Source organism: Falsiporphyromonas endometrii (assembly GCF_042654485.1).
GTDB classification, from domain to species: domain Bacteria; phylum Bacteroidota; class Bacteroidia; order Bacteroidales; family Porphyromonadaceae; genus Porphyromonas; species Porphyromonas endometrii.
Window position 1 is genome coordinate 1 of record NZ_JBHSGO010000204.1, and the last position, 23,440, is coordinate 23,440.

A 23,440-nucleotide genomic window follows, 5' to 3' on the forward strand; every position below is an offset into this window, starting at 1 on the left:
CAGACAATTCGAAATAATTTCTTTAATTTGTACTTGTGTAAGGTTCATGCTTTTTATCGTTTTTTAGTTTGTAATTTCAAAGATAATAGTCTTGGGTCTTACACACTTTTTTGGGACAGTATCAAGAGAAGTCTCATCTCTATAGATCTGTCAGAACATAAAAAAAGGCCATCGCATAAGCGACAGCCTTTTTTGTTGGGATATGATATGAGCATTACTTTTTATCAGCGAATGCCTTATCCATCTTCTTCATCTTCGCATCGGAAGGAAGAGATGTTAGGAGTTTATTTTCTTTTTGAACTTTGTCATAATCATCTTTCTGCATTACAACAAGTCTGTCATATCTTCTCAAACTTGTACCGGCAGGTATGAGATGACCACAGATCACATTTTCTTTAAGACCTTCAAGGTTATCTACCTTACCATTGATAGCAGCTTCGTTGAGCACCTTGGTTGTTTCCTGGAAGGAAGCCGCACTCATAAAGCTTGAAGTCTGCAAAGCCGCACGTGTAATACCTTGCAAGATCTGACTTGCTGTAGCCGGCTTAGCATCTCTTACTTCTACGAGCTTAAGGTCCTTTCTTCTCAACTGAGAGTTTTCGTCACGAAGTTTGCGAAGCGTAACAATCTGACCCGGCTTGAGGTTTTCAGAATCACCTGCATCCTCAACGACCTTCTTATCCCAGATACGCATATTCTCCTCTTGAACCTCCAGCTTGTCTACAATCTGCTGCTCAAGGAAGATAGTATCACCCGGATCATCGATCTGCACCTTACGCATCATCTGTCGAACGATTACCTCAAAGTGCTTGTCATTGATCTTCACACCTTGCAGACGATATACGTCCTGCACCTCATTGACAATGTATTCTTGTACAGCTGTCGGCCCCTTGATAGCAAGGATATCTGCCGGAGTAATGGCACCATCCGAAAGTGGTGTACCTGCACGTACAAAGTCATTCTCCTGTACAAGGATCTGCTTAGATAGTGGCACAAGGTAAATCTTCTTGTCTCCAAGTTTGGATGTAATGGTGATCTCTCGATTACCACGTTTGATACGACCGAATGAAACTTCACCATCGATCTCAGCTACTACAGCCGGATTGCTCGGGTTACGTGCCTCAAACAATTCAGTAACACGTGGAAGACCACCGGTAATGTCACCGGCTTTACCAATTGCTCTTGGGATCTTAGCAAGGATCTCACCTTGCTTGATTTCAGAACCCGGATCTTTTACGATATGGGCACCAAGCGGCAAGTTATAGTTTCTAACCGGATTACCATCCTTGTCGATAACAGCCACAGAAGGAGCCTTTGTCTTATCTTTTGACTCAATGATAATCTTCTCGCGGAGACCGGTAGCTTCGTCAGCATCTACTTTGTAAGTCAAGTTCTCCTCAAAGTTGTCAAACTCAAGCTTACCATCAACTTCAGACACAATGACAGCATTAAATGGGTCCCATTCGAAGATTACATCACCCTTCTTAACTTCTTCTCCGGGCTGGCGATACAATTTGGCACCATAAGGCACGTTGTGAGTTGCCAACTGGATACCTGTATTTGGATCGTGGAACTTCAATTCGGTCATTCGGCTGACAACTACCCAATGAGGATTGTCACCCTTGACTTCCACGGTACGAAGCTCATCAAAATCAAGAACTGCATTATACTTAGAGTTCAAGCTATTTTCAGTAGCAACGTTAGATGCAATACCACCGACGTGGAATGTACGAAGTGTAAGCTGTGTACCCGGCTCACCAATAGACTGAGCAGCAATAACACCCACAACTTCTCCTTCTTGCACCATCTTATTTGTAGCTAAGTTACGTCCATAACACTTAGCACAAACTCCTCGCTTAGACTCACAGGTAAGCACCGATCTGATTTCTACCTGCTCGATTGGAGACTCTTGAATAATTTGAGCTTCTGCCTCGCGAATTTCTTCTCCTGCTCTGACAATCACTTCTCCTGTAGAAGGATGGATCACATCATGGACTGCCACACGACCAAGGATTCGTTCATACAAAGTAGCTACAACTTCTTCATTTTGTCTCAGCTCTGTTGCTACTAAACCTCTCAAAGTACCACAGTCATCTTCAGAGACAATGACATCATGCGATACGTCAACAAGTCGACGAGTCAAATAACCGGCGTCGGCCGTCTTAAGAGCAGTATCGGCAAGACCCTTACGAGCACCGTGAGTAGAAATAAAGTACTCAAGCACCGAAAGACCTTCCTTAAAGTTAGAAAGAATAGGGTTCTCGATAATTTGACCACCATCAGCACCACTCTTCTGAGGCTTTGCCATCAAACCACGCATACCGCTAAGCTGACGAATCTGCTCCTTAGAACCACGGGCTCCGGAGTCCATCATCATGAATACAGAGTTGAACCCTTCATTATCTTCTGTCAAATGCTTGATAAGGACATTTGACAACTTACTGTTGACGTGTGTCCAAGTATCAATAATCTGATTATAACGTTCGTTGTTGGTAATGAAACCCATAGAGTAGTTTTGCATAATCTGCTCTACTTCGTCATATCCTTGCTGTACAAGAGCCTCTTTCTCTTCCGGAATGAGGACGTCACCAAGGTTGAATGACAGACCACCCTTAAACGCCATATAATAACCTAAGTTCTTAATGTCGTCCAAGAATTGAGCAGTACGTGCAACACCACATACTTTAATTACATTACCGATAATATCTCGAAGTGCTTTCTTTCCAAGCACCGCGTTTACATAACCTACTTCTTTTGGCACCAACTCATTGACCATAAGTCTACCAACAGAGGTCTCTATCATATGTTTGACAGGCTCACCCTCAACCAAATCGTCTACAATTACCTTCACAGGAGCATGCAAATCAACAACACCTTCATTGTAAGCGATAGTAGCCTCTTCGGGACCATAGAATGTCAAACCTGAACCCTTGGAGCCCGGTCTCAACTTGGTAATATAGTATAGACCAAGCACCATATCCTGAGAAGGCACGGTAATAGGTGCACCATTGGCAGGGTTTAGGATATTGTGTGAAGCAAGCATTAAGATTTGAGCTTCAAGCACTGCCTCATTGCCAAGAGGAAGGTGGACAGCCATCTGGTCACCGTCAAAGTCGGCATTAAACGCTGTACATGCCAACGGGTGCAACTGAATAGCCTTACCTTCAATCATCTTGGGCTGGAAAGCCTGAATACCAAGACGGTGAAGTGTAGGAGCACGGTTTAGAAGTACCGGGTGTCCTTTCATCACATTCTCAAGAATATCCCAAATCACAGGCTCCTTACGATCAACGATCTTCTTTGCACTCTTAACCGTCTTAACGATACCACGCTCAATAAGCTTTCTGATAACGAACGGCTTATAAAGCTCTGCCGCCATGTCTTTAGGAAGACCGCACTCATGCATCTTAAGCTCCGGACCTACTACAATCACCGAACGAGCTGAATAGTCGACACGCTTACCGAGCAAGTTTTGACGGAAACGTCCTTGCTTACCTTTTAAGCTGTCTGACAAAGATTTGAGAGGTCTATTGTTGTCTCCTTTGACTGCGCTACTCTTACGACTATTGTCAAAGAGTGAATCCACAGCCTCTTGAAGCATACGCTTTTCATTGCGCAGAATAACTTCAGGAGCCTTGATTTCGATCAATCTCTTTAGACGATTGTTACGTATAATAACACGACGATAAAGATCATTGAGGTCTGAAGTGGCAAATCTACCACCATCCAATGGAACCAATGGACGCAAATCAGGAGGAATAACCGGGACAACCTTAACGATCATCCATTCCGGCTTATTGACATCCTTGGATGCACGGAAACTTTCAACAACCTGAAGACGCTTCAAAGCATCATTCTTTCTTTGTTGAGAGTTGCCATGATTAGCGCTGTAACGAAGTTCGTACGACAAAGTGTCCAAATCGACTCTCTGGAGAAGATCATAGACAGCTTCAGCACCAATCTTCGCAATAAACTTATCAGGATTTGAATCCGGCAAGTTTTGGTTGTTCGGATCCTCTTTCTCCAGACGATCCAATATATCAAGATACTCGTCTTCTGTAAGAAGGTCTTGAGTCTGCAAAGGCTTTTCTTCACCTTCAGGACCATAATTGGCCCCCTTACCGGGCTGAACAACTACATATTTCTCGTAATAAATAATTGCATCAAGCTTTTTTGTAGGCAACCCAAGGAGATATCCAATCTTATTAGGCAGTGAACGGAAATACCAGATATGAGCAACCGGTACCTCGAGAAGGATATGTCCCATTCTCTCACGCCTTACCTTTTTCTCTGTTACTTCGACACCACAACGGTCACAAACAGTTCCTCTATAACGGATACGCTTATACTTTCCGCAGTGACATTCAAAGTCTTTTACCGGACCGAAAATACGTTCACAGAAGAGACCATCTCTTTCCGGTTTGTATGTACGGTAATTGATTGTTTCCGGCTTGAGAACTTCACCATAAGAATTCTCCAGTATCTCTTCAGGAGACGCCAAAGAAATTGCAATACGTGTAAAGTTACTCTTGATTTTATTTTCTTTCTTGAAAGCCATATACCCTCTTATGTTGTGTATGGAATATTGTTAAAAGATAGATAAGAGAAGGCTTAAGAGAAGTATCTACCCCTCTTAAGCACTCCCTGGAATTAGTCTAGCTTAAAGCTTAAGCCCAAGCCTTTGAGCTCGTGTAGCAATACATTAAGTGATTCGGGGATACCCGGTGTAGGCATCGGCTCACCTTTGACAATTGCCTCGTATGCTTTAGAACGTCCGTTTACGTCGTCTGACTTGATGGTAAGAATTTCTTGTAGGATATGAGATGCGCCAAATGCTTCAAGCGCCCAAACCTCCATCTCACCAAATCTCTGACCACCAAACTGAGCTTTACCACCAAGTGGTTGCTGTGTAATCAAAGAGTACGGACCAATCGAACGGGCATGCATTTTATCCTCTACCATGTGACCAAGCTTAAGGAAGTAGGTGACACCTACGGTAGCCGGTTGGTCAAACATTTCTCCGGTACCACCATCATAGAGATAGGTCTTACCATTTCTTGGAAGTCCGGCCTTGTCTGTCCATTCATTGAGGTCATCTAATGTTGCTCCGTCAAAAATTGGAGTTGAGAATTTGACATCCAACTTACGTCCGGCCCAAGCCAAAACAGCCTCGAATATCTGACCAAGGTTCATACGTGAAGGCACACCTAACGGATTCAAACAAATATCCATTGGGGTACCATCAGCCATAAACGGCATATCTTCTTGTCTTACGATCTTCGAAACGATACCCTTGTTACCGTGACGACCGGCCATCTTATCTCCTACTTGGATCTTACGCTTCTTAGCAATATAAACCTTCGCCATCTTGATGATGCCGGTTGGCAATTCATCTCCTGTAGTCTGGTCCATTTTGCGACGTCTCATTTCTGCCTCTATTTCCTTAGATTTACGGATATAGTTGACAGCTGTTGCTTTGATAAGATCGTTGGTATGCTCGTCTTCCGTCCAGCCCGAAAGCTGTACTTGCAAGAAGTCTACCGCTTCGATATCTTTCTTGGTAAACTCTGTACCCGGTTTGATTACATCTGTTTTGAGATAATCTTTTACTCCGGCACAAACCTTACCCTCTGTCAAGATAACAAGCTTATCCACGAGCTTTTCTCTGAGCTCTGCCTGTATCCTATTGTAATACTCATCCAGCTGCTCCTTGATAGCTTTTTCTTCTGAACGAGACTTTTTCTTAACAGCCTTAGAGAAGAGTTTGGTATCGATAACAACACCATGCAAAGAAGGAGTGGCTTTGAGTGAAGCATCTTTGACATCTCCGGCTTTCTCACCAAAGATGGCACGAAGAAGTTTCTCTTCAGGTGAGGGATCGGTTTCGCCCTTAGGTGTAATCTTACCGATCAAAATATCACCCGGTTTGATACGAGCACCTACCCTTACAATACCATTGTCATCCAAATCTCTGGTTGCATCTTCACTCACATTAGGAATATCACTTGTCAGCTCTTCCAAACCTCTCTTGGTTTCTCGAACTTCCAATGTATATTCATCAACATGCACAGATGTGAAGAAGTCTTCACGTACCATTCTTTCGTTAAGCACAATCGCGTCCTCATAGTTATAACCCTTCCAAGGCATGTAAGCTACTTGGACATTTCGACCAAGCGCCAATTCACCGGCTTGAGTTGAATAACCTTCTGTGAGGATCTGACCTTTGACCACACGATCCCCTTTACGACAAATCGGGTGAAGGTCTATGGTTGTACTTTGGTTGGTCTTACGCCATTTTGGCAACTTATAAGTGACTATAGGATCTTCGAAACTGACAAACTCTTCCTCCTCTGTACGGTCATATTTGATCTTAATACAAGAGGCATCAACAAAGTCAACAATTCCGTCCTTTTCAGCCACTATCTGTGTTCTGGAATCTTGAACAAGTTGTGCTTCAATACCTGTTCCAACAATAGGAGCTTCCGGACGAAGCAGAGGAACAGCCTGTCTCATCATATTAGATCCCATCAACGCACGGTTGGCGTCATCATGCTCCAAGAATGGAATAAGAGAAGCTGCGATAGAGGCAATCTGAGTAGGAGCAACGTCCATTAGGTCGACCTCCTCCGGTGAAACGACCGGGAAATCGGCACCATATCTTGCCTTAACCATCGGATTTATAAAGTGACCATTATCATCCAAGGGTGCATTACCTTGAGCAACAGTCATATCTTCTTCCTCTTCGGCAGTATAATATTTCAAAGTCTCTTGTGTAAAGTCGACCTTTCCATTTTCTACCTTTCTATAAGGAGTAGCGATAAATCCAAAGTCTGTAATCTTTGCATAGACACAAAGAGAAGAGATCAAACCAATGTTAGGACCTTCAGGGGTCTCAATAGGACAGAGACGACCATAATGGGTATAGTGAACGTCTCGGACCTCAAAACCGGCTCTCTCACGAGAAAGACCGCCAGGGCCTAATGCAGACAATCTTCTCTTGTGGGTAATCTCAGCCAAGGGATTGGTTTGGTCCATAAACTGAGATAAGGCATTGGTACCAAAGAAAGAGTTTACAACGGAAGAAATTGTCTTTGCATTGACAAGATCTCCCGGGACAAACACTTCGTTGTCTCTAACGTTCATACGATCTCTAACCGTACGAGCCATTCGAGCAAGCCCAACACCAAATTGGTTGTAGAGTTGTTCACCAACAGTACGGACACGACGATTTGACAAGTGGTCAATATCATCAACTGTCGCCTTAGAGTTGACAAGCTCTACCAAATATTTTATAATTTCTCTGATATCCTCATTGGTAAGAAGTTTTACCTCCGGATCGATATCGAGATTAAATTTCTTGTTGATTCGGTATCTACCAACATCGCCCAGGTCATATCTCTTCTCAGAGAAGAACAGGCTGTTGATAACATCACGAGCACTGGCTTCATCAGCCGGATCAGCATTTCTTAGCTGTTTGTAAATGTAGGACAACGCTTCCTTTTCAGAGTTACAAGGGTCTTTCTGAAGAGTATTGTAGATAACAGAATAGTCAATACCATTGGGCTCATCTTTATGAAGCACAATAGTCTTGACCCCGGAATCAAGAATATCCTGCATATTATCTTCTGAAAGCTCTACCTCACGCTCTACTACGATGGAAATACGCTCCATAGATACGACTTCCCCGGTATCTTCATCGGAAAACTCGTCAATATATGTTTCAGTAACACGAGCCGCCACCTTACGACCAAAGTTCTTCTTAAGGTTAGCCTTGGTTACCTTTATTTCGTCAGCAAGACCAAACAAATCCAAAATATCTTTGTCGGTCTGATATCCAATAGCGCGTAACAAAGTTGTTACCGGCAACTTCTTCTTACGGTCGATATATGCATACATCACATTGTTGATATCCGTCGCAAATTCGATCCAAGATCCCTTGAAAGGAATAATACGTGCAGAATACAATTTCGTACCGTTTGTGTGAGTAGAAGTACCAAAGAAAACACCCGGAGAACGGTGGAGCTGTGATACAACAACTCGTTCAGCTCCATTGATTACGAAGGTACCTGATTCTGTCATGTACGGAATAGGTCCTAAATAGACATCCTGAATGACAGTGTTAAAATCTTCGTGATCAGGGTCTGTACAATAGAGCTTAAGCTTAGCCTTCAAAGGCACACTATAAGTCAATCCTCGACTAAGGCATTCATCTATGGAATACTTTGGAGGATCAATATAATAGTCCAAAAACTCTAACACGAAGTTGTTTCGCGTGTCTGCTATAGGAAAGTTTTCAGCAAATACCTTATACAAACCTTCCTTTTTTCTTCGCTCCGGAGGCGTATCAAGTTGCAGAAAGTCCCTGAAAGACTTAAGCTGTACTTCAAGGAAATCTGGAAATGCCAATGGATTCTTAATCGTTGCGAAGTTTATTCTTTTGCTGTTATGAGTGGACGCCATCTAATTGTACAGGGCTAAAGTTAATAAGAGATTTTTAGACACAAATAGGTTAAGAGTCCCTATATGAGAGACCCTTAACCGTAAATACCTGAGAATCAGGCTCTGTTGAGCAATTACTTAAGCTCAACTTCTGCACCTGCTTCTTCCAATGCTTTCTTAAGAGCTTCGGCAGTAGCTTTATCAACACCTTCTTTAATATTTGAAGGAGCAGCATCAACAAGATCCTTAGCATCTTTAAGACCAAGACCTGTTTGTTCTTTAACTGCCTTTACTACTTGAAGTTTTGCAGCACCTGCACTCTTCAATACTACATCAAATGATGTCTTTTCTTCTTCAGCTGCGGCAGCAGGGCCAGCAGCAACGGCAACAGCTGCAGCAGCTGGTTCGATGCCATATTCTTCCTTTAGGATGGTAGCGAGTTCGCTAACTTCTTTAACGGTTAGGTTTACCAGTTCTTCAGCGATAGCTTTAATATCTGCCATTTTTGTATGAAAATTAATGGGTTTTTAATCTAATTTATTAGTGGAATTATCTTTCTTCCAAAGTCTTCAAAAGACCGTGGATAGTTGATCCAGATGACTGGAGAGAAGAAACAACGTTCTTGATCGGAGATTCGAGAAGAGAAATAACTTCTGCAAGCAATTCTTCGCGACTCTTGATAGCAACAAGTGTTTCAAGATGTTCTGCTCCGATGTAGAATCCTTCTTGTGCGTAAGCAGCTTTGAGCTCGGGCTTAGCCAATTTCTTGTCCTTAGCATCTTTTGTCAGGCTCTTGATCACCTTAGCGGCTGCATTTGCCTGCTCGCAGAGCATCAAAACTGTATTACCTTTTAGTACTGTATCAAGTTGTGCGAACTCCTCGTTCTTTTCGTGAAGCACTCTTTTAACGAGCTTATTCTTCACCATCACGAGCTTCACACCCGCCTTGAAACATTCACGACGAAGTCTCATTGTATCCTCTGCATTGAGTCCCTCAATATCTGCAAGATAAAAATGAGGATACTCATCCAAAAGAGCTGAGATCTTATCTAATACTATAGCTTTATCTTCCTTTTTCATAATTGCATCATTAGTTATTATCAACAACATCTACGGTTTTAGTATCAATCTTGATACCATAACTCATTGTGCTTGATAGGAAGATACTTTTGATATATGTACCTTTAGCAGAGGTCGGCTTCAACTTAATAATAGTGTCGATAAACTCACGAGCATTCTCGCGGATTTGCTCAGCACTGAATGAAACCTTACCTATAGAAGTATGTACAATACCGGCTTTGTCAACCTTAAAGTCAATCTTTCCGGCTTTGACTTCCTTCACAGCTGCACCAATCTCGTTAGTAACAGTACCGCTCTTTGGGTTAGGCATAAGTCCTCTCGGACCTAAGATACGACCAAGCGCACCAATCTTACCCATAACAGCCGGCATTGTGATAATAACATCGATATCAGTCCAACCTGCTTTTATTTTATTAATGTACTCATCCAACCCAACATAATCAGCACCAGCCGCCTTGGCTTCCTCTTCCTTGTCAGGCGTACACAATGCGAGAACTCTTACTTGCTTACCTGTACCGTGTGGCAATGTAACAACACCACGCACCATCTGGTTAGCTTTGCGCGGGTCAACACCGAGGCGAACATCGATATCCACGGAAGCATCAAACTTTGTAGAGGTAATCTCCTTTACAAGCTTAGCAGCTTCTCCGAGTGAATATGCCTTTCCCACCTCAATCTTGCTGAGCGCGATCTTCTGATTTTTTGTCAGTTTTGCCATTGTTCAATTGAAGTTTAAATATTTTCAGGGAAAGGTCCCTTTACTGTTATACCCATGCTTCTTGCTGTACCTGCAACCATTCTCATGGCTGACTCTACAGTAAAGCAGTTAAGATCGACAAGCTTATCTTCTGCGATTGCCTTTACTTGATCCCAAGTAATCTGAGCAACCTTTTGTCTATTAGGTTGAGCAGAACCACTCTTCTTCTTAGAAGCTTCGAGTAGTTGCACAGCAACCGGAGGAGTCTTGACAATAAAGTCAAATGACTTATCAGAATAGTAAGAAATTACAACAGGTAATACCTTACCAGCTTTGTCTTGAGTCCTGGCATTAAATTGCTTGCAAAACTCCATTATATTAATACCCTTAGCACCCAATGCAGGTCCTACTGGCGGTGAAGGATTTGCTGCTCCACCCTTTATCTGCAATTTGATTTGTCCAGCAACTTCTTTAGCCATTTTACATGATTAATTTTAGTGAGGATTGAACCTCGTGTAACAATAGGGTTATTCCTATCATTCTTTTTCAACTTGTGAATAATCTAACTCTAGTGGAGTCCTTCTACCGAAGATCTTCACCATCACCTTGAGTCTTTTCTTGTCTGCGAATACCTCCTCCACAGTAGCAGAAAAGCCGTTGAATGCGCCGGAGATAACTTTAACTACCTCACCAACCACATATTCAATATCATAAGCCACATCAGCTTCGCCAACCTGTTGGTCAATCTTACCCAGCATCTGCTTAACTTCTGAATCTCTTAGAGGCACAGGAGCATTCGCATTGCCAAGAAAGCCCAAAGAGTTGGGAACACTTCTAAGCGTATGAACGACTTCACCGACCAAGTTTGCTTCAACCAATACATATCCGGGAAGATAAGGTCTTTCGACCAATACCTTTTTGCCGGCACGCTGAGTCATTACCTTCTCGGTAGGGATCACAACGCGACCTACATACTGACCGAGCGAAGAATTTCTTTTCTCCGCTTCGATATACTGCTTCACTTGGTTTTCCTTTCCGCTAATAGCACGAAGGACGTAAAACTTCATCTTGTCTGACATAGTAATTTAATGATTAGATGACAAGCTTATAGATAAAACTCATCGCCTCATTAAAGACTGTATCCACAACAAAGATAAAGAGGGCAATAATCACGGAAGCTATCATTACCACCACTGCACTATTGGTCAACTCAGACCATGTAGGCCAAGAAACCTTATGCACAAGTTCGTTATAAGAGTCCTTTACGGCAACTCCTATTTTTTTGAATACTTTCATAAGTATTTTTTATTTTATTGCACGGGTTGAGAGGCTCGAACTCCCGACCCTTGGTTTTGGAGACCAATGCTCTACCAACTGAGCTAAACCCGTATAGAAGGACCTTTTAGGATAGACCTGAAAAGGTCCTTCATTTATTTATCTAACTATTTGAGGACTTAAATTAGTCTTCAAGAGCTGTAATCTGACCAGCACCAACTGTTCTACCACCTTCACGGATAGCGAAACGTAGACCTACGCTACAAGCTACCGGATAGATAAGATCTACAGTGATAGTTACGTTGTCACCCGGCATTACCATATCTACACCATCAGGAAGAGTGATTTCACCTGTTACGTCAAGTGTACGGATATAGAATTGAGGACGATACTTGTTGTGGAAAGGAGTGTGACGACCACCTTCTTCTTTCTTCAAGATATAAACCTCAGCCTTAAATTTCTTGTGAGGAGTAACTGTTCCCGGGTGTGTGATAACCATACCACGCTTGATTTCATCCTTATCAATACCACGAAGAAGAAGACCAACGTTATCACCAGCTTCACCTTCATCAAGGATCTTACGGAACATTTCCACACCTGTTACTGTAGACTTCATGCCTTCAGCACCAAGACCAATGATTTGAACTTCATCACCTGTCTTAACAACACCTGTCTCGATACGACCTGTAGCCACTGTACCACGACCTGTAATTGAGAAGATGTCTTCAACCGGCATCAAGAACGGCTTGTCGATTTCACGAACCGGCAATGGGATCCATTCGTCAACAGCAGCCATAAGTTCACGGATCTTTTCTTCCCATTGAGCTTCACCATTGAGAGCACCAAGAGCAGAACCGCGGATAACCGGAGTATTGTCACCGTCGAAATCGTAGAATGAAAGAAGCTCACGCATATCCATTTCAACGAGTTCAAGCATTTCTTCGTCGTCAACAAGGTCGCACTTGTTCATAAATACAACAAGACGAGGTACGTTTACCTGACGAGCAAGCAAGATGTGCTCACGAGTCTGAGGCATAGGACCGTCAGTTGCAGCAACTACGATGATAGCACCGTCCATCTGAGCAGCACCAGTAACCATGTTCTTTACATAGTCGGCGTGACCCGGGCAGTCTACGTGAGCGTAGTGACGATTAGCTGTTTCATATTCAACGTGTGAAGTATTAATTGTAATACCTCTTTCCTTTTCTTCAGGAGCGTTGTCGATAGAGTCGAAAGAACGGAGTTCTGTCAGACCATCTTTAGCAAGCACAGTTGTGATGGCTGCTGTAAGAGTAGTCTTACCGTGGTCGACGTGACCGATCGTACCAATGTTTACGTGTGGTTTCGATCTGTTAAATTTTTCTTTTGCCATAACCTATTATTCTTTTCTAATTAAGTTGTATTTGCTACGCTAACCACAAATCTGAGCCGATGCCGGGACTTGAACCCGGGACCTCTTCCTTACCAAGGAAGTGCTCTACCGCTGAGCTACATTGGCTTATTGAAGATCGCGTCACCATGCCTTCAAAGAAAGAAGGCTTAGCATGGTGGGCAGTGATGGATTCGAACCACCGAAGGCGAACGCCAGCTGAGTTACAGTCAGCCCCATTTGGCCACTCTGGTAACTGCCCAGACATCTTCTTGTTTCTCTTTTATTCGTTTTTCCAAGAGTCCACAAGCGATTATCGGGTGCAAATTTAGTGACTTTTTCTTTTCTACCAAACATTCATGGAAGAAAGTTTACAAAAACGGGGATGAAAGTCTTCAAAAAGCAGCTCAGTTTTAACTTTATCTTTGTTATTACAACGAGCTATGCATCTATATTATAACAAGTTGCATAGCTCTTTGTGGTCATCTGTCTTTATAACTTTATTATTATACGATATTATTTCCGATTTTCTCCATTAGCTGTTTTAAATTTATTGACAGGGGGGACATAAGTATTTTAGTTTCACCTTACTTAAACCTTTGTTTTTTGTTCAAGCTAATCAAACCCACTTGACCGGCTCATTGCAGCAATCGTGAAAATCGCTCAATATCGTTTCATATCGTACTACTTGTCTTTATTCTTTTCTATTTGTTTCTTCAATGCATCAACACATACATCAATTGCTTCCTCAAAGGAGTCTGAAGTCTTTTCTGCAAACAGTTCTTTCTTCTTTCCCAACAGTTTGATAGCCGCATTTTTGTTGTTATTTGTTTCAGGCTTCACCACTTTCAGGACCACCTCTGCACTCATAATCTCTTCAGACATTTTCTCAAGTTTGGCAATCTTCTTTTCTATAAATTGCTTGAGGGCATCATTTGCATCGAAATGTAAGGCTTTGATTCTAACGTCCATAATATGTTTCTTTTGTGCTCTTGGGTGAGCGTTATACATTTTTTTGAGTTGCTCGAATGTATTGTGTGTATATATGACTGTTGTATCTAAACTTTGGTGTCCCAACAACTCTTTGACAGCCATTAGGTCAGCCCCATCGTCCAGCATTGCCGTTGCAAAAGAATGCCTCAATACGTGTGGTCCTTTTCTGACCAAATGCTTAAAAGGCTCCAATTTGTTTCGAACTATATTATACACTTCTACCGGTTCGAGTTCCTTTCCCTCCAAAGATACAAAAAAGGCGGTTGGATTTGCAATAGTTTTCTTTCTTATTTCTCTATATTCTTTGATAAAGTGTATAATTTTCTGTCCTATCGGTATAATTCGCTCCTTTTTTCTTTTACCCAGCACTTTAATTTTCGCTCCTGCTTCGTCTACATTCTTATCCATAAGCCCGGCACATTCCGACCTTCTTATCCCTGTCTGATAAAGCATTTCCATCATCAAATGGTCTCTCACTTGCAGAAAATCGTTGTGATCATATTCTTGGCCCAACAGTTCCTGCATTTCCTTTTGGGACAAAAATGCCGGCAAGGGTCTATCTGCTTTCGGTCCTTTAAGAAATCTGACCGGATTATTTTTGATTACTTTTTTCTTCTGCAGATACTTATAAAATGCTTTTAGCGATGATAGCTTTCTCTGTACCGATCTGGGTTTCATTCCCCGATCCATTTCATTTGACAGCCACGTTCTGACCAAATCCTTGTCTGCTTCGGATGGAATATACTCTTCTTGGGGCAGTTTCTCCTCCACAAACGAAAAAAAATCATTGATATCTTGACAATAAGCTTCTTGAGTGTATTGCGATAAGTTGCGTTCAAATTTGAGGTAGTTCTCAAAATCTTCTATATAATCGTCCTTTCTCATCTACATTTATGATTAAGAAGCTACTCGGAGAATATTGTCATTTTATCTTATCTCAGTGAATACTTTTTCTCAGTCTACCACTTGGATAGCCCAATCTTTTACGATACTTGGCTACGGTCCGTCTTGCTATATCATATCCTTTTTCGTTTAGCAACTCTGTTATGGCCAAGTCAGACAATGGATTTAATTTGTCTTCATGCTCAATGATACGCTTCATTGCCTCCATAATTTCTTTGTTAGAGACCTCTTCTCCCTCATCCGTACTCATAGCCGATGTGAACAGTTGCTTGAGCAAAAAGACTCCAAAAAATGTCTCCACATACTTTCCACTCACGATACGTGATATTGTACTAATATCAAATCCGGTACGCTGAGCCACGTCCTTAAGAATCATTGGTTTAAGGTCCGAAATTCTCCCTGATTTGAAGTAGTCCTTCTGCAATGCCACAATCGTTTGCATAGTCTTAAGCAATGTATTTTGTCTTTGTTTGACGGCATCTATAAACCACTTTGCCTGCTCAATCTTTCTTTTGACAAATATCAGAGTGTCTCTTCTCTCGGGAGTTCTGTTTTTAGGTGAAGCCTTATAATCCTCCGAAAGATTGAGATACTCGGGATTGACCTTGAGAGGAGGCAAATATCTTTGCCCGGGCATAGTTATGACAAACTCCCCATCCTCTTCCGTAACCACAAAATCGGGTCTCACATGCTGCAAGCTATCTTCGGGTGTCACCCCCAGCCCGGCAGCTGGTTTTGGATTGAGTTTTACAATCAACAAGGAAGCTTTAGCCAACTCATCTTTGGAACAATGCAATGAGGCTGCAATTTTTTCGAACCTCTTATTGGCAAAATCATTAAACTTTTTCTCTACTACTTTGATAGCCAACTCTCTCTCAGGCAAATTGCTTGGCATCCTTTTGAGCTGAAGCATCAGGCATTCTCTGAGGTCCGACGCCCCTATTCCCGGTGGATCCAATGTTTTGATTTTTTCCACCAGTCCTGCTATGACATCTTCGGGCACATCCAGTCCAAGCGTAAAAGCTATATCGTCAGACAGATCGATTGGCTCTCTTCGGAGATAACCATCTCCATCTATGCTTCCCACCAAGAAAGGAGCTATCTCTTTTTCTTGTTCGGTCAGAGGAAGCAATTCGAGTTGGTTTAAGATAATATCTCCGGCAGAGGCAGCTGCAGCAGCAAAAGGGATATAATCTTTTTTCTCTTCGTTGCTTGAGATTTGTCTCAACTTATAATCCGGAATATCATCTTCATCTCCATAGTCATCCAAAGAGACATCGTCTGTATTTTCGTCATATTCTTCATGAGTATCTTCAGACTCTCCCCCACCATCATCTTCCATTAGTGCAGGATTATCTTCCAGCTCCTTCTTTATTCTTTGCTCCAACTCAAGTAGTGGAAGTTCAAGAAGTTTGATTTGCTGTATTTGTCTGGCAGTAAGTGTCTGCTCTAATTGCTGTTCAAGACCTGTCTTTAACATAGACTTGCAATATTCTCCAAATGAACGGAATGAGATCCTTTTATTAGTATAATTGATTGATCGATTGGATGCTGCTCCAGATATTCCTCCAAATCTTGTGCTGATTCAAACAACAATGTATTTTGCCGTTGAGAGGTCAAATTTTCAGTAGCTGCGCCAAATTCTTTGCCGACAAGCATAATCTTATCGAAAGACTTTTCGACAAGTATGTTTAATATTGTTTTATGCTCTTGTAGCGATTCCTTTCCCAATTCCTTCATATCACCCAAGATAACCACTTTGGGAAGATCGGTTCGGATCTTATCAAAATTATCTAAGGCTACCTTCATACTAACGGGATTTGCATTATAAGCATCTACAATCAGCGTATTTCGATCTGTTTGAGTCAGTTGAGATCGGTTGTTGGTCGGTGTATATTCTGCAATTGCCTCCATAATGCCATCTGTAGCTACATCAAAAAATCTGCCTATTGCCACGGCAGCGAGGGCATTGGGCAAATTATATTCCCCCACCAGATGGGTCGAAATATCATGCGGCATACTAACTTGCCTCCATCTAAAGCTCAGCATCATGGGACGAGCATAAATTATCTGCGCATAAAATGTAGCCGAAGTATCTGTACCATAAGTAACACGAGATATTCCCTCAGACATCTCCATCAGCGTTGGATCATCCGAATTGACAAATAAGATACCATCATGTTTGCGAATATAATCGTAAAGCTCACCCTTGGTTTTTCTTACACCTTCGATAGAGCCAAAACCTTCCAAATGTGCCTTACCAATATTTGTAATCAAACCATAATCCGGATTTGCTATATCCACAAGCTCTTTGATATCTCCGGGATGAGAAGCTCCCATCTCCACGACTGCAATCTGATGCTCGGGACGCAATTTAAGAAGGGTGAGAGGTACACCTATATGGTTATTCAAATTACCCTCTGTTGCCAAAACATTATATCCTCGATTTAGGACTGTAGCTATAAGCTCTTTTGTTGTAGTCTTACCATTGGTACCGGTAATGGCCAAAACAGGCAATTTCAATTGTTGCCGATGATAAGCGGCCAACTGTTGTAAAGTCTTCAAAACATCTTTTACCAAAATGTATCGATCATCTTGATCCGACACAACAGAAGGGTCATCAACAACAACGTATGCAGCACCACCTTCAAGGGCTTTTGAAGCAAACTTATTACCATCAAAAGACACCCCTTTTAATGCGAAGAAAATAACATCCTTTGCAACCTTCCTACTATCTGTACATACATCAGGATGTTTCAAAAAAACCCGATATAACTGAGCAATATCCATATTATAGTTGTTTATATCAGCAAATATACAATTTTAAGGAGGTTATTGTCCCCTCCAAAGAGCCTAATATCATTTTGAATAATTCAGACACACCTCTACACATCATCTCTTGCCCTAATTGCGAAAGAGAATCCTTTTTGGTATCTTAGGCAAAGATAATTGAACATATAACCATGGAAATAAGCATATTATTTACCGTCCTTTTGATGATTGTGTCGCTTGGCGGACTACTCCTCCGGGCAGGTAAGATATGTCTTGTGATGGATCAAAAGAGAGACGCCTTCCCGGCCATCAAATACGATCTCGCAAACTACCTGGCTTTTAGGGCTGTGAAGCTCGTAATGAGAGAGGTTTATTTGTTAAATAATGTTGCCACAACCACAACTCCAAAAGGGGCTCAAACAACCTTTATTCAACTCCAAAATCACAAATTCGAGGGTTAGGGTCATCAGGACTTCTAACCGACTTTTCCCGTTTTATTAGTACAAAAACGGGCTTTTTTATGCGCTATTTTAACAAATAAGCTCGCGCGAGAAGCAATCTATTCTCGCGCGACTTTCGATCTGATCTCGCGCGACCTTGCTATGTGAAGTCGCGCTACTTCAGGTGCAACCTCGCGCGAGTTTACTTTCATTGTCGCGCGAGAATGGATTGAAAGTCGCGCGACCTTCTAAAAAAAGCCGCCTGAAAGCTATTTTTATGCCGCCGAAAGACAAATTAAAAATCGCTTATACATCTATTAACATATTCTCATGTCAATTATTCCACATTCTGTCTGCTTTTGTGGGGGAAAAAGGTCTTTTAGACACCTCCAAAGAGCTATTTTTTGACTAAGAAATGGCTAAATAAATTTACATTATTTATATATTTTACAATAAAACCAAGTAGATATTACATACGATTTACCCAATAAAGAACAACAAATTTGGAGTCAAACGACCTCTCGTCTGCCATCCTAAATTACTCAAAAAGTCCTCATTGGCTACCTTTACTCCAAGGTAGAGATTCTTATAAAAATCAATAAATAAAAGTAACAATCTGCTTCTGCGTTATGCTTGTAATTTGTAGTCGATATCCTACATTTGCTCTCAAACCATTAATAAACGATCACATTATGCATTATCTAAAAACAATTGTCAGACAAATCAATGATTAAAATGAGAACATCGGCAATACTCCGGTCTATGCCAATCAAAACGTTCCCACTATCTACCCGAGCATCGTAAAAGATAATCTTCAAGTAAGATACAACGGAGATCTCGGACAGGTAGCCATCTATGACATGGCAGGAAGAATGGTTAAGAATTGGGTTTCTCCAATAGATCAATCTTTTGATGTGTCAGAACTTACTTCCGGACAATATATCATCGTTGTGCAAACAAAAGAAACTGCTTATCCGATGAAGTTTATAAAAGAATAAAGGATACACTTATAAACTCATTTAAGAGTAAATAATAATTAGATGTCAGGGGCTGTGTCAGACGATACAGCCTCTGTTGTCTTGAGTCCGCTATATTATAGCAGAAAAAACACTTGAGATAGCCTAATGAATCAGGTTCAAAAGTTCTTTCTTAACGTCCTCACTCAGTAAAGACATATTCAGATTGAGCGATTGTTATACCGATTATTGATGAAACGATTTGAAAATATTACTTTTGATGAGACGCTTGCCGGTTTGCTTATTTGTTAATGAGCAAATGTTTTATCCGCCCTAAGAAAGACCTTTATAATTCTATTTTTTATAGTTACGGATAAATGACCATAATCCCGAATGCGTAAACGATATGAGGGATCTGGATCTATTAGAGACAAATTTGTGCTTCAATTATAAGCAAGTGACCATTACAAATGACAAGAAAAAAATGACATATAATGACGAACAATTGGAAACTACATCCCTTCAGCGATGTAGAGATGACTGCGGGTGCAGCAATAGCAAAAGAGATGCGACTCTCGCCTGTTGTCGGCTACTTGCTGGTTAGGCGGGGAATAGATACGGTGGAGAAAGTCAAGGCTTTCTTCAGACCGGATCTCAAAGAGTTGCATGACCCATTCCTAATGAAGGACATGGATAAGGCAGTAGCAAGGCTCAATAAAGCTATTGGCCGAAAAGAAAAGATCATGGTTTATGGAGACTATGATGTAGATGGGACTACAGCTGTAACCTTAGTATACAAAAGTCTTCGAGCTTTTGGATGTTCTGAAAACATGCTCGAATACTATATCCCGGATCGTTATGACGAAGGATATGGGATTAGCTATCGCGGCATCAATTATGCTCACGAGTTAGGATGCAAACTTATCATCGTATTAGACTGTGGCATTAAGGCTGTCGAAAAGGTAGACTATGCCAACAAACTTGGAGTAGACTTTATTATTTGTGATCATCACAACCCGGATGACCAACTTCCCAATGCCGTAGCGGTACTTGATCCGAAACGAACAGACAACACCTATCCCTTTGAGCATCTCTCAGGCTGCGGGGTAGGTTTTAAGTTTATGCAGGCATTTGCATTAAACAACGGTTTTCCGATGGATCGTATCTTACGCAATCTTGACCTCTTGGCTGTAAGTATTGCTTCCGATATTGTACCTGTAATTGGAGAAAATCGAGTCCTCTCATACTATGGTCTCAAAAGGCTCAATCAAAACCCTTCATTGGGACTACGCATGATTATCAAAATGAGTGGTCTGGAGGGGGCTCGCATCGATATGAGTGACATTGTCTTTAAGATTGGCCCCAGGATAAATGCTTCCGGACGAATGATGAATGGCAAACAGGCTGTAGAGCTATTGCTTTCTCAAGATCGCCTTGAGGCTAAGAGGTGTTGCGAAAATATCGACAATTACAATGATCAACGTCGGGAACTGGACAAAAGCACGACCGATGAAGCAATGGAGATTGTTGAATCCAATCCGGACTTCATTAATCACAAGATTATAGTTCTTTACAAACCTGACTGGCATAAGGGAGTGATTGGAATTGTAGCTTCTCGACTAACTGAGAAATACAACAGACCTACAATTGTCTTGACAAAAAGTGGTGATTTTGTAAGTGGATCAGCTCGGTCTATCGCGGCTTTTGATGTGTACAAAGCTATCGAGTCCTGCAAGGATATGTTGGTCAATTTCGGTGGACATACCTATGCCGCAGGTCTAACCATCGAGGAGAAGGATATTGACAAATTCACCAACCGCATTACACAATTTGCAGATGAGGCCATCCTAAAAGAAGAGCTTAAACCAATCATTGATATTGATGCAAAGATTGATCTGTCTCACGTCAATAACAAACTTCTAAGAGATCTTAAGAAGTTAAGCCCGTTTGGGCCCAACAATGCAAAGCCCTTCTTTGTTGCTGAAAATGTCTATGATGCCGGAACGAGCCGTCCGGTAGGCAAGCAGCATGAACATCTCAAGCTTGACCTCACCAATGCTGATCACAGTATTGGACCAATCAACGCAATTGCATTCAGACAAGCAACCTATGCTGATGCTATTCAAAGCAACAAACCTTTTGACATCTGCTTTACGATAGAAGAAAATTTCTTTAACGGAAATACATCTATGCAACTTTTGATTCATGACATCTCAACGGGTCATGAAGATTGACTTATGAGCTGATCTTAAAAGCCATTGAAGATGACCGACCGTAATTCTTCATCTGATGCATATGACAAACTTCTAAACGATCTGTACGAAAGCATCGATTGCATTCACTATTCAGATTATGATTTAGATGATCCAGACATCAACCTTGCTCCGACCGAAGGCATTCCTCCCCTCAAAGAGAAGTCTTCGGCCAGGGCATCTTTGTGGGCTCCCGGAGTACAAAATCGCAACCTCAGCCCACACGAAATACTATATAAATACTGGGGCTATAAAGAGTTTAGACCACTGCAACTCGATATTATTCAGTCCGTCTTAAACAACCAAGACACTTTAGGACTAATGCCTACTGGAGGGGGCAAAAGTATCACGTTCCAAGTACCTGCTCTTATCATGAAGGGGGTCTGCATTGTTGTCACCCCACTAATTTCTCTGATGAAAGACCAGGTGGATCACCTCAAAGACATCAATATCAAAGCCGAGGCAATCCATTCGGGCATGACAAGAGACCGTATTGTCAGGATTTTGGACAATGCCACTTTTGGACGGTACAAGTTTCTATATGTTTCTCCCGAAAGGCTTCAGAGCTCTCTCTTTAAAGCCAAACTCCAGTATATGAATATTGGCCTTATTGTCGTGGACGAATGCCATTGTATCAGTCAATGGGGTTTTGACTTTAGACCCTCTTATCTCAATATTGTAGATCTTCGAGAAATGGTACCACAGGTACCCATCTTGGCTCTTACCGCCACGGCCACTCCTCAAGCAGCCAAAGATATCTGTAGAATCTTGGAGTTTAGAGAGAATTATAAAATCTTTCGCAAGAGTTTTTATCGACCCAACATTGGATATGTCGTCCGCAAATGTCAAGATAAAGACATGATGATGGTGCATATTCTTAAGACAATGCCGGGATCTGCCATAGTCTATTGCCGCAATCGATCTAAAACAAAAAAACTGGCAGACTATCTGAATAATGAAGGGATAAGTGCCGACTTTTATCATGCCGGAATCAACTTCACCGAGAAATCCATGAAGCAGTCCAGGTGGATGGATGACGAAATAAGGGTTATGGTGGCAACCAATGCTTTCGGTATGGGTATTGATAAGCCCGATGTTCGTATCGTAATACATTATCAAATGCCCAACTCCCTGGAAGAGTACTTTCAAGAGGCAGGTCGAGCAGGTCGAGATGGCAACTTGTCATATGCTATTGCTCTTGTAGACAAACTTGATGAAGGAATCCTCACAAGACGTGTTGATGACGAATTTCCGGACAAGGAGTATTGTCGTAGTGTATATGACAACATTTGCAACTACCTTGGCATTGGTGAGAGTGAAGGCTACGAACGGATGTATAACTTTGTTGAGCAAAACTTTTGTGTCAACTACAAGATGCATCCAATCCGCACACACGCAGCCATAGGGATTCTTGAGATGTCCGGCATATGGACTCTTGTAGAGCAAGAGAGCAAGTCCAGAATAACCATGTTGGCCGAAAGAGATCAACTCTATCAATACAAATCCGCATCACAATCGGGAGAAGAAGAGCTTCTTCTAAATACTATTCTAAGAAGTTATGAAGGTATTTTTAGCGACTTTGTAACAATCAGCGAGAGAGCATTGGAAATAAAGACCGGCATCCCTTCCCAACATATCTATGATATGCTTTGCGAATTAGACAGAAAAGGCATCATGCATTACGTTCCCGAAAAGAACATTCCAAGACTAAGAATGAATATTAGACGGGAAGACAGCAGTTTGATTCAGATACCGGAAGAAGCTTTTGAGCTGCGACGTGACCGATTTAGCGAACGGATAAGCAGTGTTTTAGATTATATCACCAGCAACAATCAATGCAGAAGCCAATTACTTGTAAAGTATTTTGGAGAAAAACTGGAAATCACTTGCAACAAGTGCGATGTTTGCTTAGGGAAGAAACCCAATGGGATTGTTAATTGGCAATACGAAGAGACCAATAGACATCTAAAGATCTTATCAAAAGAGAGAAAGTCTGTCACAATATCAGAATTGCAAAAGCTCACCAAAGTTCCGGATATCAACCTAACCGAGATCCTCCATGACCTATCCTTCGATACCACCGACTGGAGGATAGAAGGTGACGAGATTATATTCAAACACAACATCTCTTTATCCTCAAATATTGCTGTCCGATAAAAGTTTTTGCGACAAAAAAATAAGGGGCTGAAAAACTTCACAGAATTCAGCCCCAATTGTCTTATCTTTATCATAAGAACTTAAAAGTAAGACGATGCACAAAAGTA

The 23,440-nt window shown here is 41.7% G+C and carries 16 protein-coding genes and 3 tRNA genes; 4 read left to right on the plus strand and 15 right to left on the minus strand.

The window, feature by feature from the left end; all coding sequences use genetic code 11:
- Positions 1-214 precede the first annotated feature (214 nt).
- From rpoC to ACFO3G_RS07890, 15 genes are all read right to left on the minus strand, one after another.
- Positions 215-4,558 (minus strand): DNA-directed RNA polymerase subunit beta', encoded by a 4,344-nt coding sequence (gene rpoC, locus ACFO3G_RS07820; RefSeq protein WP_380079632.1) that lies wholly within the window; start codon positions 4,556-4,558, stop codon positions 215-217.
- A 92-nt stretch (positions 4,559-4,650) separates the two neighbouring features.
- On the minus strand, positions 4,651-8,460 hold the full coding sequence (gene rpoB / locus ACFO3G_RS07825; RefSeq protein ID WP_380079634.1) for a DNA-directed RNA polymerase subunit beta: 3,810 nt from the start codon (positions 8,458-8,460) through the stop codon (positions 4,651-4,653).
- Between the two features lie 113 nt (positions 8,461-8,573).
- Positions 8,574-8,942: a 50S ribosomal protein L7/L12 gene (gene rplL, locus ACFO3G_RS07830; RefSeq protein WP_380079636.1), complete on the minus strand. Its 369-nt coding sequence runs from the start codon at positions 8,940-8,942 to the stop codon at positions 8,574-8,576.
- Positions 8,943-8,988: 46 nt separating this feature from the next.
- The gene (gene rplJ, locus ACFO3G_RS07835; RefSeq protein WP_380079638.1) at positions 8,989-9,519 is read right to left on the minus strand and encodes a 50S ribosomal protein L10; all 531 of its coding nucleotides are present in this window, start codon (positions 9,517-9,519) and stop codon (positions 8,989-8,991) included.
- A 10-nt stretch (positions 9,520-9,529) separates the two neighbouring features.
- Entirely contained in the window at positions 9,530-10,237 is a 708-nt protein-coding gene (rplA, locus tag ACFO3G_RS07840; RefSeq protein ID WP_380079640.1) for a 50S ribosomal protein L1, read from the minus strand.
- Positions 10,238-10,251: 14 nt separating this feature from the next.
- Positions 10,252-10,695, minus strand: a complete 444-nt coding sequence (gene rplK / locus ACFO3G_RS07845) for a 50S ribosomal protein L11 (RefSeq protein WP_380079642.1) — start codon at positions 10,693-10,695, stop codon at positions 10,252-10,254.
- 57 nt (positions 10,696-10,752) lie between these two features.
- On the minus strand, positions 10,753-11,295 hold the full coding sequence (nusG, locus tag ACFO3G_RS07850) for a transcription termination/antitermination protein NusG (protein ID WP_380079644.1): 543 nt from the start codon (positions 11,293-11,295) through the stop codon (positions 10,753-10,755).
- A gap of 13 nt (positions 11,296-11,308) precedes the next feature.
- Complete coding sequence (gene secE, locus ACFO3G_RS07855) at positions 11,309-11,512, minus strand: preprotein translocase subunit SecE (RefSeq protein ID WP_380079646.1); 204 nt, start codon at positions 11,510-11,512, stop codon at positions 11,309-11,311.
- A gap of 20 nt (positions 11,513-11,532) precedes the next feature.
- Positions 11,533-11,605 (minus strand) — tRNA-Trp (locus tag ACFO3G_RS07860).
- Positions 11,606-11,675: 70 nt separating this feature from the next.
- Positions 11,676-12,863, minus strand: a complete 1,188-nt coding sequence (tuf, locus tag ACFO3G_RS07865; protein WP_380079648.1) for an elongation factor Tu — start codon at positions 12,861-12,863, stop codon at positions 11,676-11,678.
- A gap of 54 nt (positions 12,864-12,917) precedes the next feature.
- Positions 12,918-12,989, minus strand: a tRNA-Thr gene (locus ACFO3G_RS07870).
- A gap of 47 nt (positions 12,990-13,036) precedes the next feature.
- Positions 13,037-13,122, minus strand: a tRNA-Tyr gene (locus ACFO3G_RS07875).
- A gap of 422 nt (positions 13,123-13,544) precedes the next feature.
- Complete coding sequence (gene hpf / locus ACFO3G_RS07880) at positions 13,545-14,738, minus strand: ribosome hibernation-promoting factor, HPF/YfiA family (RefSeq protein WP_380079650.1); 1,194 nt, start codon at positions 14,736-14,738, stop codon at positions 13,545-13,547.
- Between the two features lie 52 nt (positions 14,739-14,790).
- Positions 14,791-16,236 (minus strand): RNA polymerase factor sigma-54, encoded by a 1,446-nt coding sequence (gene rpoN / locus ACFO3G_RS07885; RefSeq protein ID WP_380079652.1) that lies wholly within the window; start codon positions 16,234-16,236, stop codon positions 14,791-14,793.
- On the minus strand, positions 16,230-17,546 hold the full coding sequence (locus ACFO3G_RS07890; protein WP_380079654.1) for a UDP-N-acetylmuramoyl-tripeptide--D-alanyl-D-alanine ligase: 1,317 nt from the start codon (positions 17,544-17,546) through the stop codon (positions 16,230-16,232). The genes rpoN and ACFO3G_RS07890 overlap by 7 nt, the downstream gene beginning before the upstream one ends.
- A gap of 173 nt (positions 17,547-17,719) precedes the next feature.
- Between ACFO3G_RS07890 and ACFO3G_RS07895 the strand changes: the two genes are divergently transcribed.
- The 4 genes from ACFO3G_RS07895 (at position 17,720) to ACFO3G_RS07910 (ending at position 23,333) form a co-directional block, all read left to right on the plus strand.
- A complete protein-coding gene (locus tag ACFO3G_RS07895) occupies positions 17,720-17,989 on the plus strand; it encodes a hypothetical protein (RefSeq protein WP_380079655.1) in 270 nt (89 codons plus the stop codon).
- A 776-nt stretch (positions 17,990-18,765) separates the two neighbouring features.
- Positions 18,766-18,966, plus strand: coding sequence for a T9SS type A sorting domain-containing protein (locus ACFO3G_RS07900; RefSeq protein ID WP_380079661.1), 201 nt, complete (start codon positions 18,766-18,768; stop codon positions 18,964-18,966).
- Between the two features lie 452 nt (positions 18,967-19,418).
- Positions 19,419-21,158: a single-stranded-DNA-specific exonuclease RecJ gene (recJ, locus tag ACFO3G_RS07905; protein ID WP_380079657.1), complete on the plus strand. Its 1,740-nt coding sequence runs from the start codon at positions 19,419-19,421 to the stop codon at positions 21,156-21,158.
- Between the two features lie 30 nt (positions 21,159-21,188).
- Positions 21,189-23,333 (plus strand): RecQ family ATP-dependent DNA helicase, encoded by a 2,145-nt coding sequence (locus tag ACFO3G_RS07910; protein ID WP_380079659.1) that lies wholly within the window; start codon positions 21,189-21,191, stop codon positions 23,331-23,333.
- The last annotated feature ends 107 nt before the right edge of the window (positions 23,334-23,440 follow it).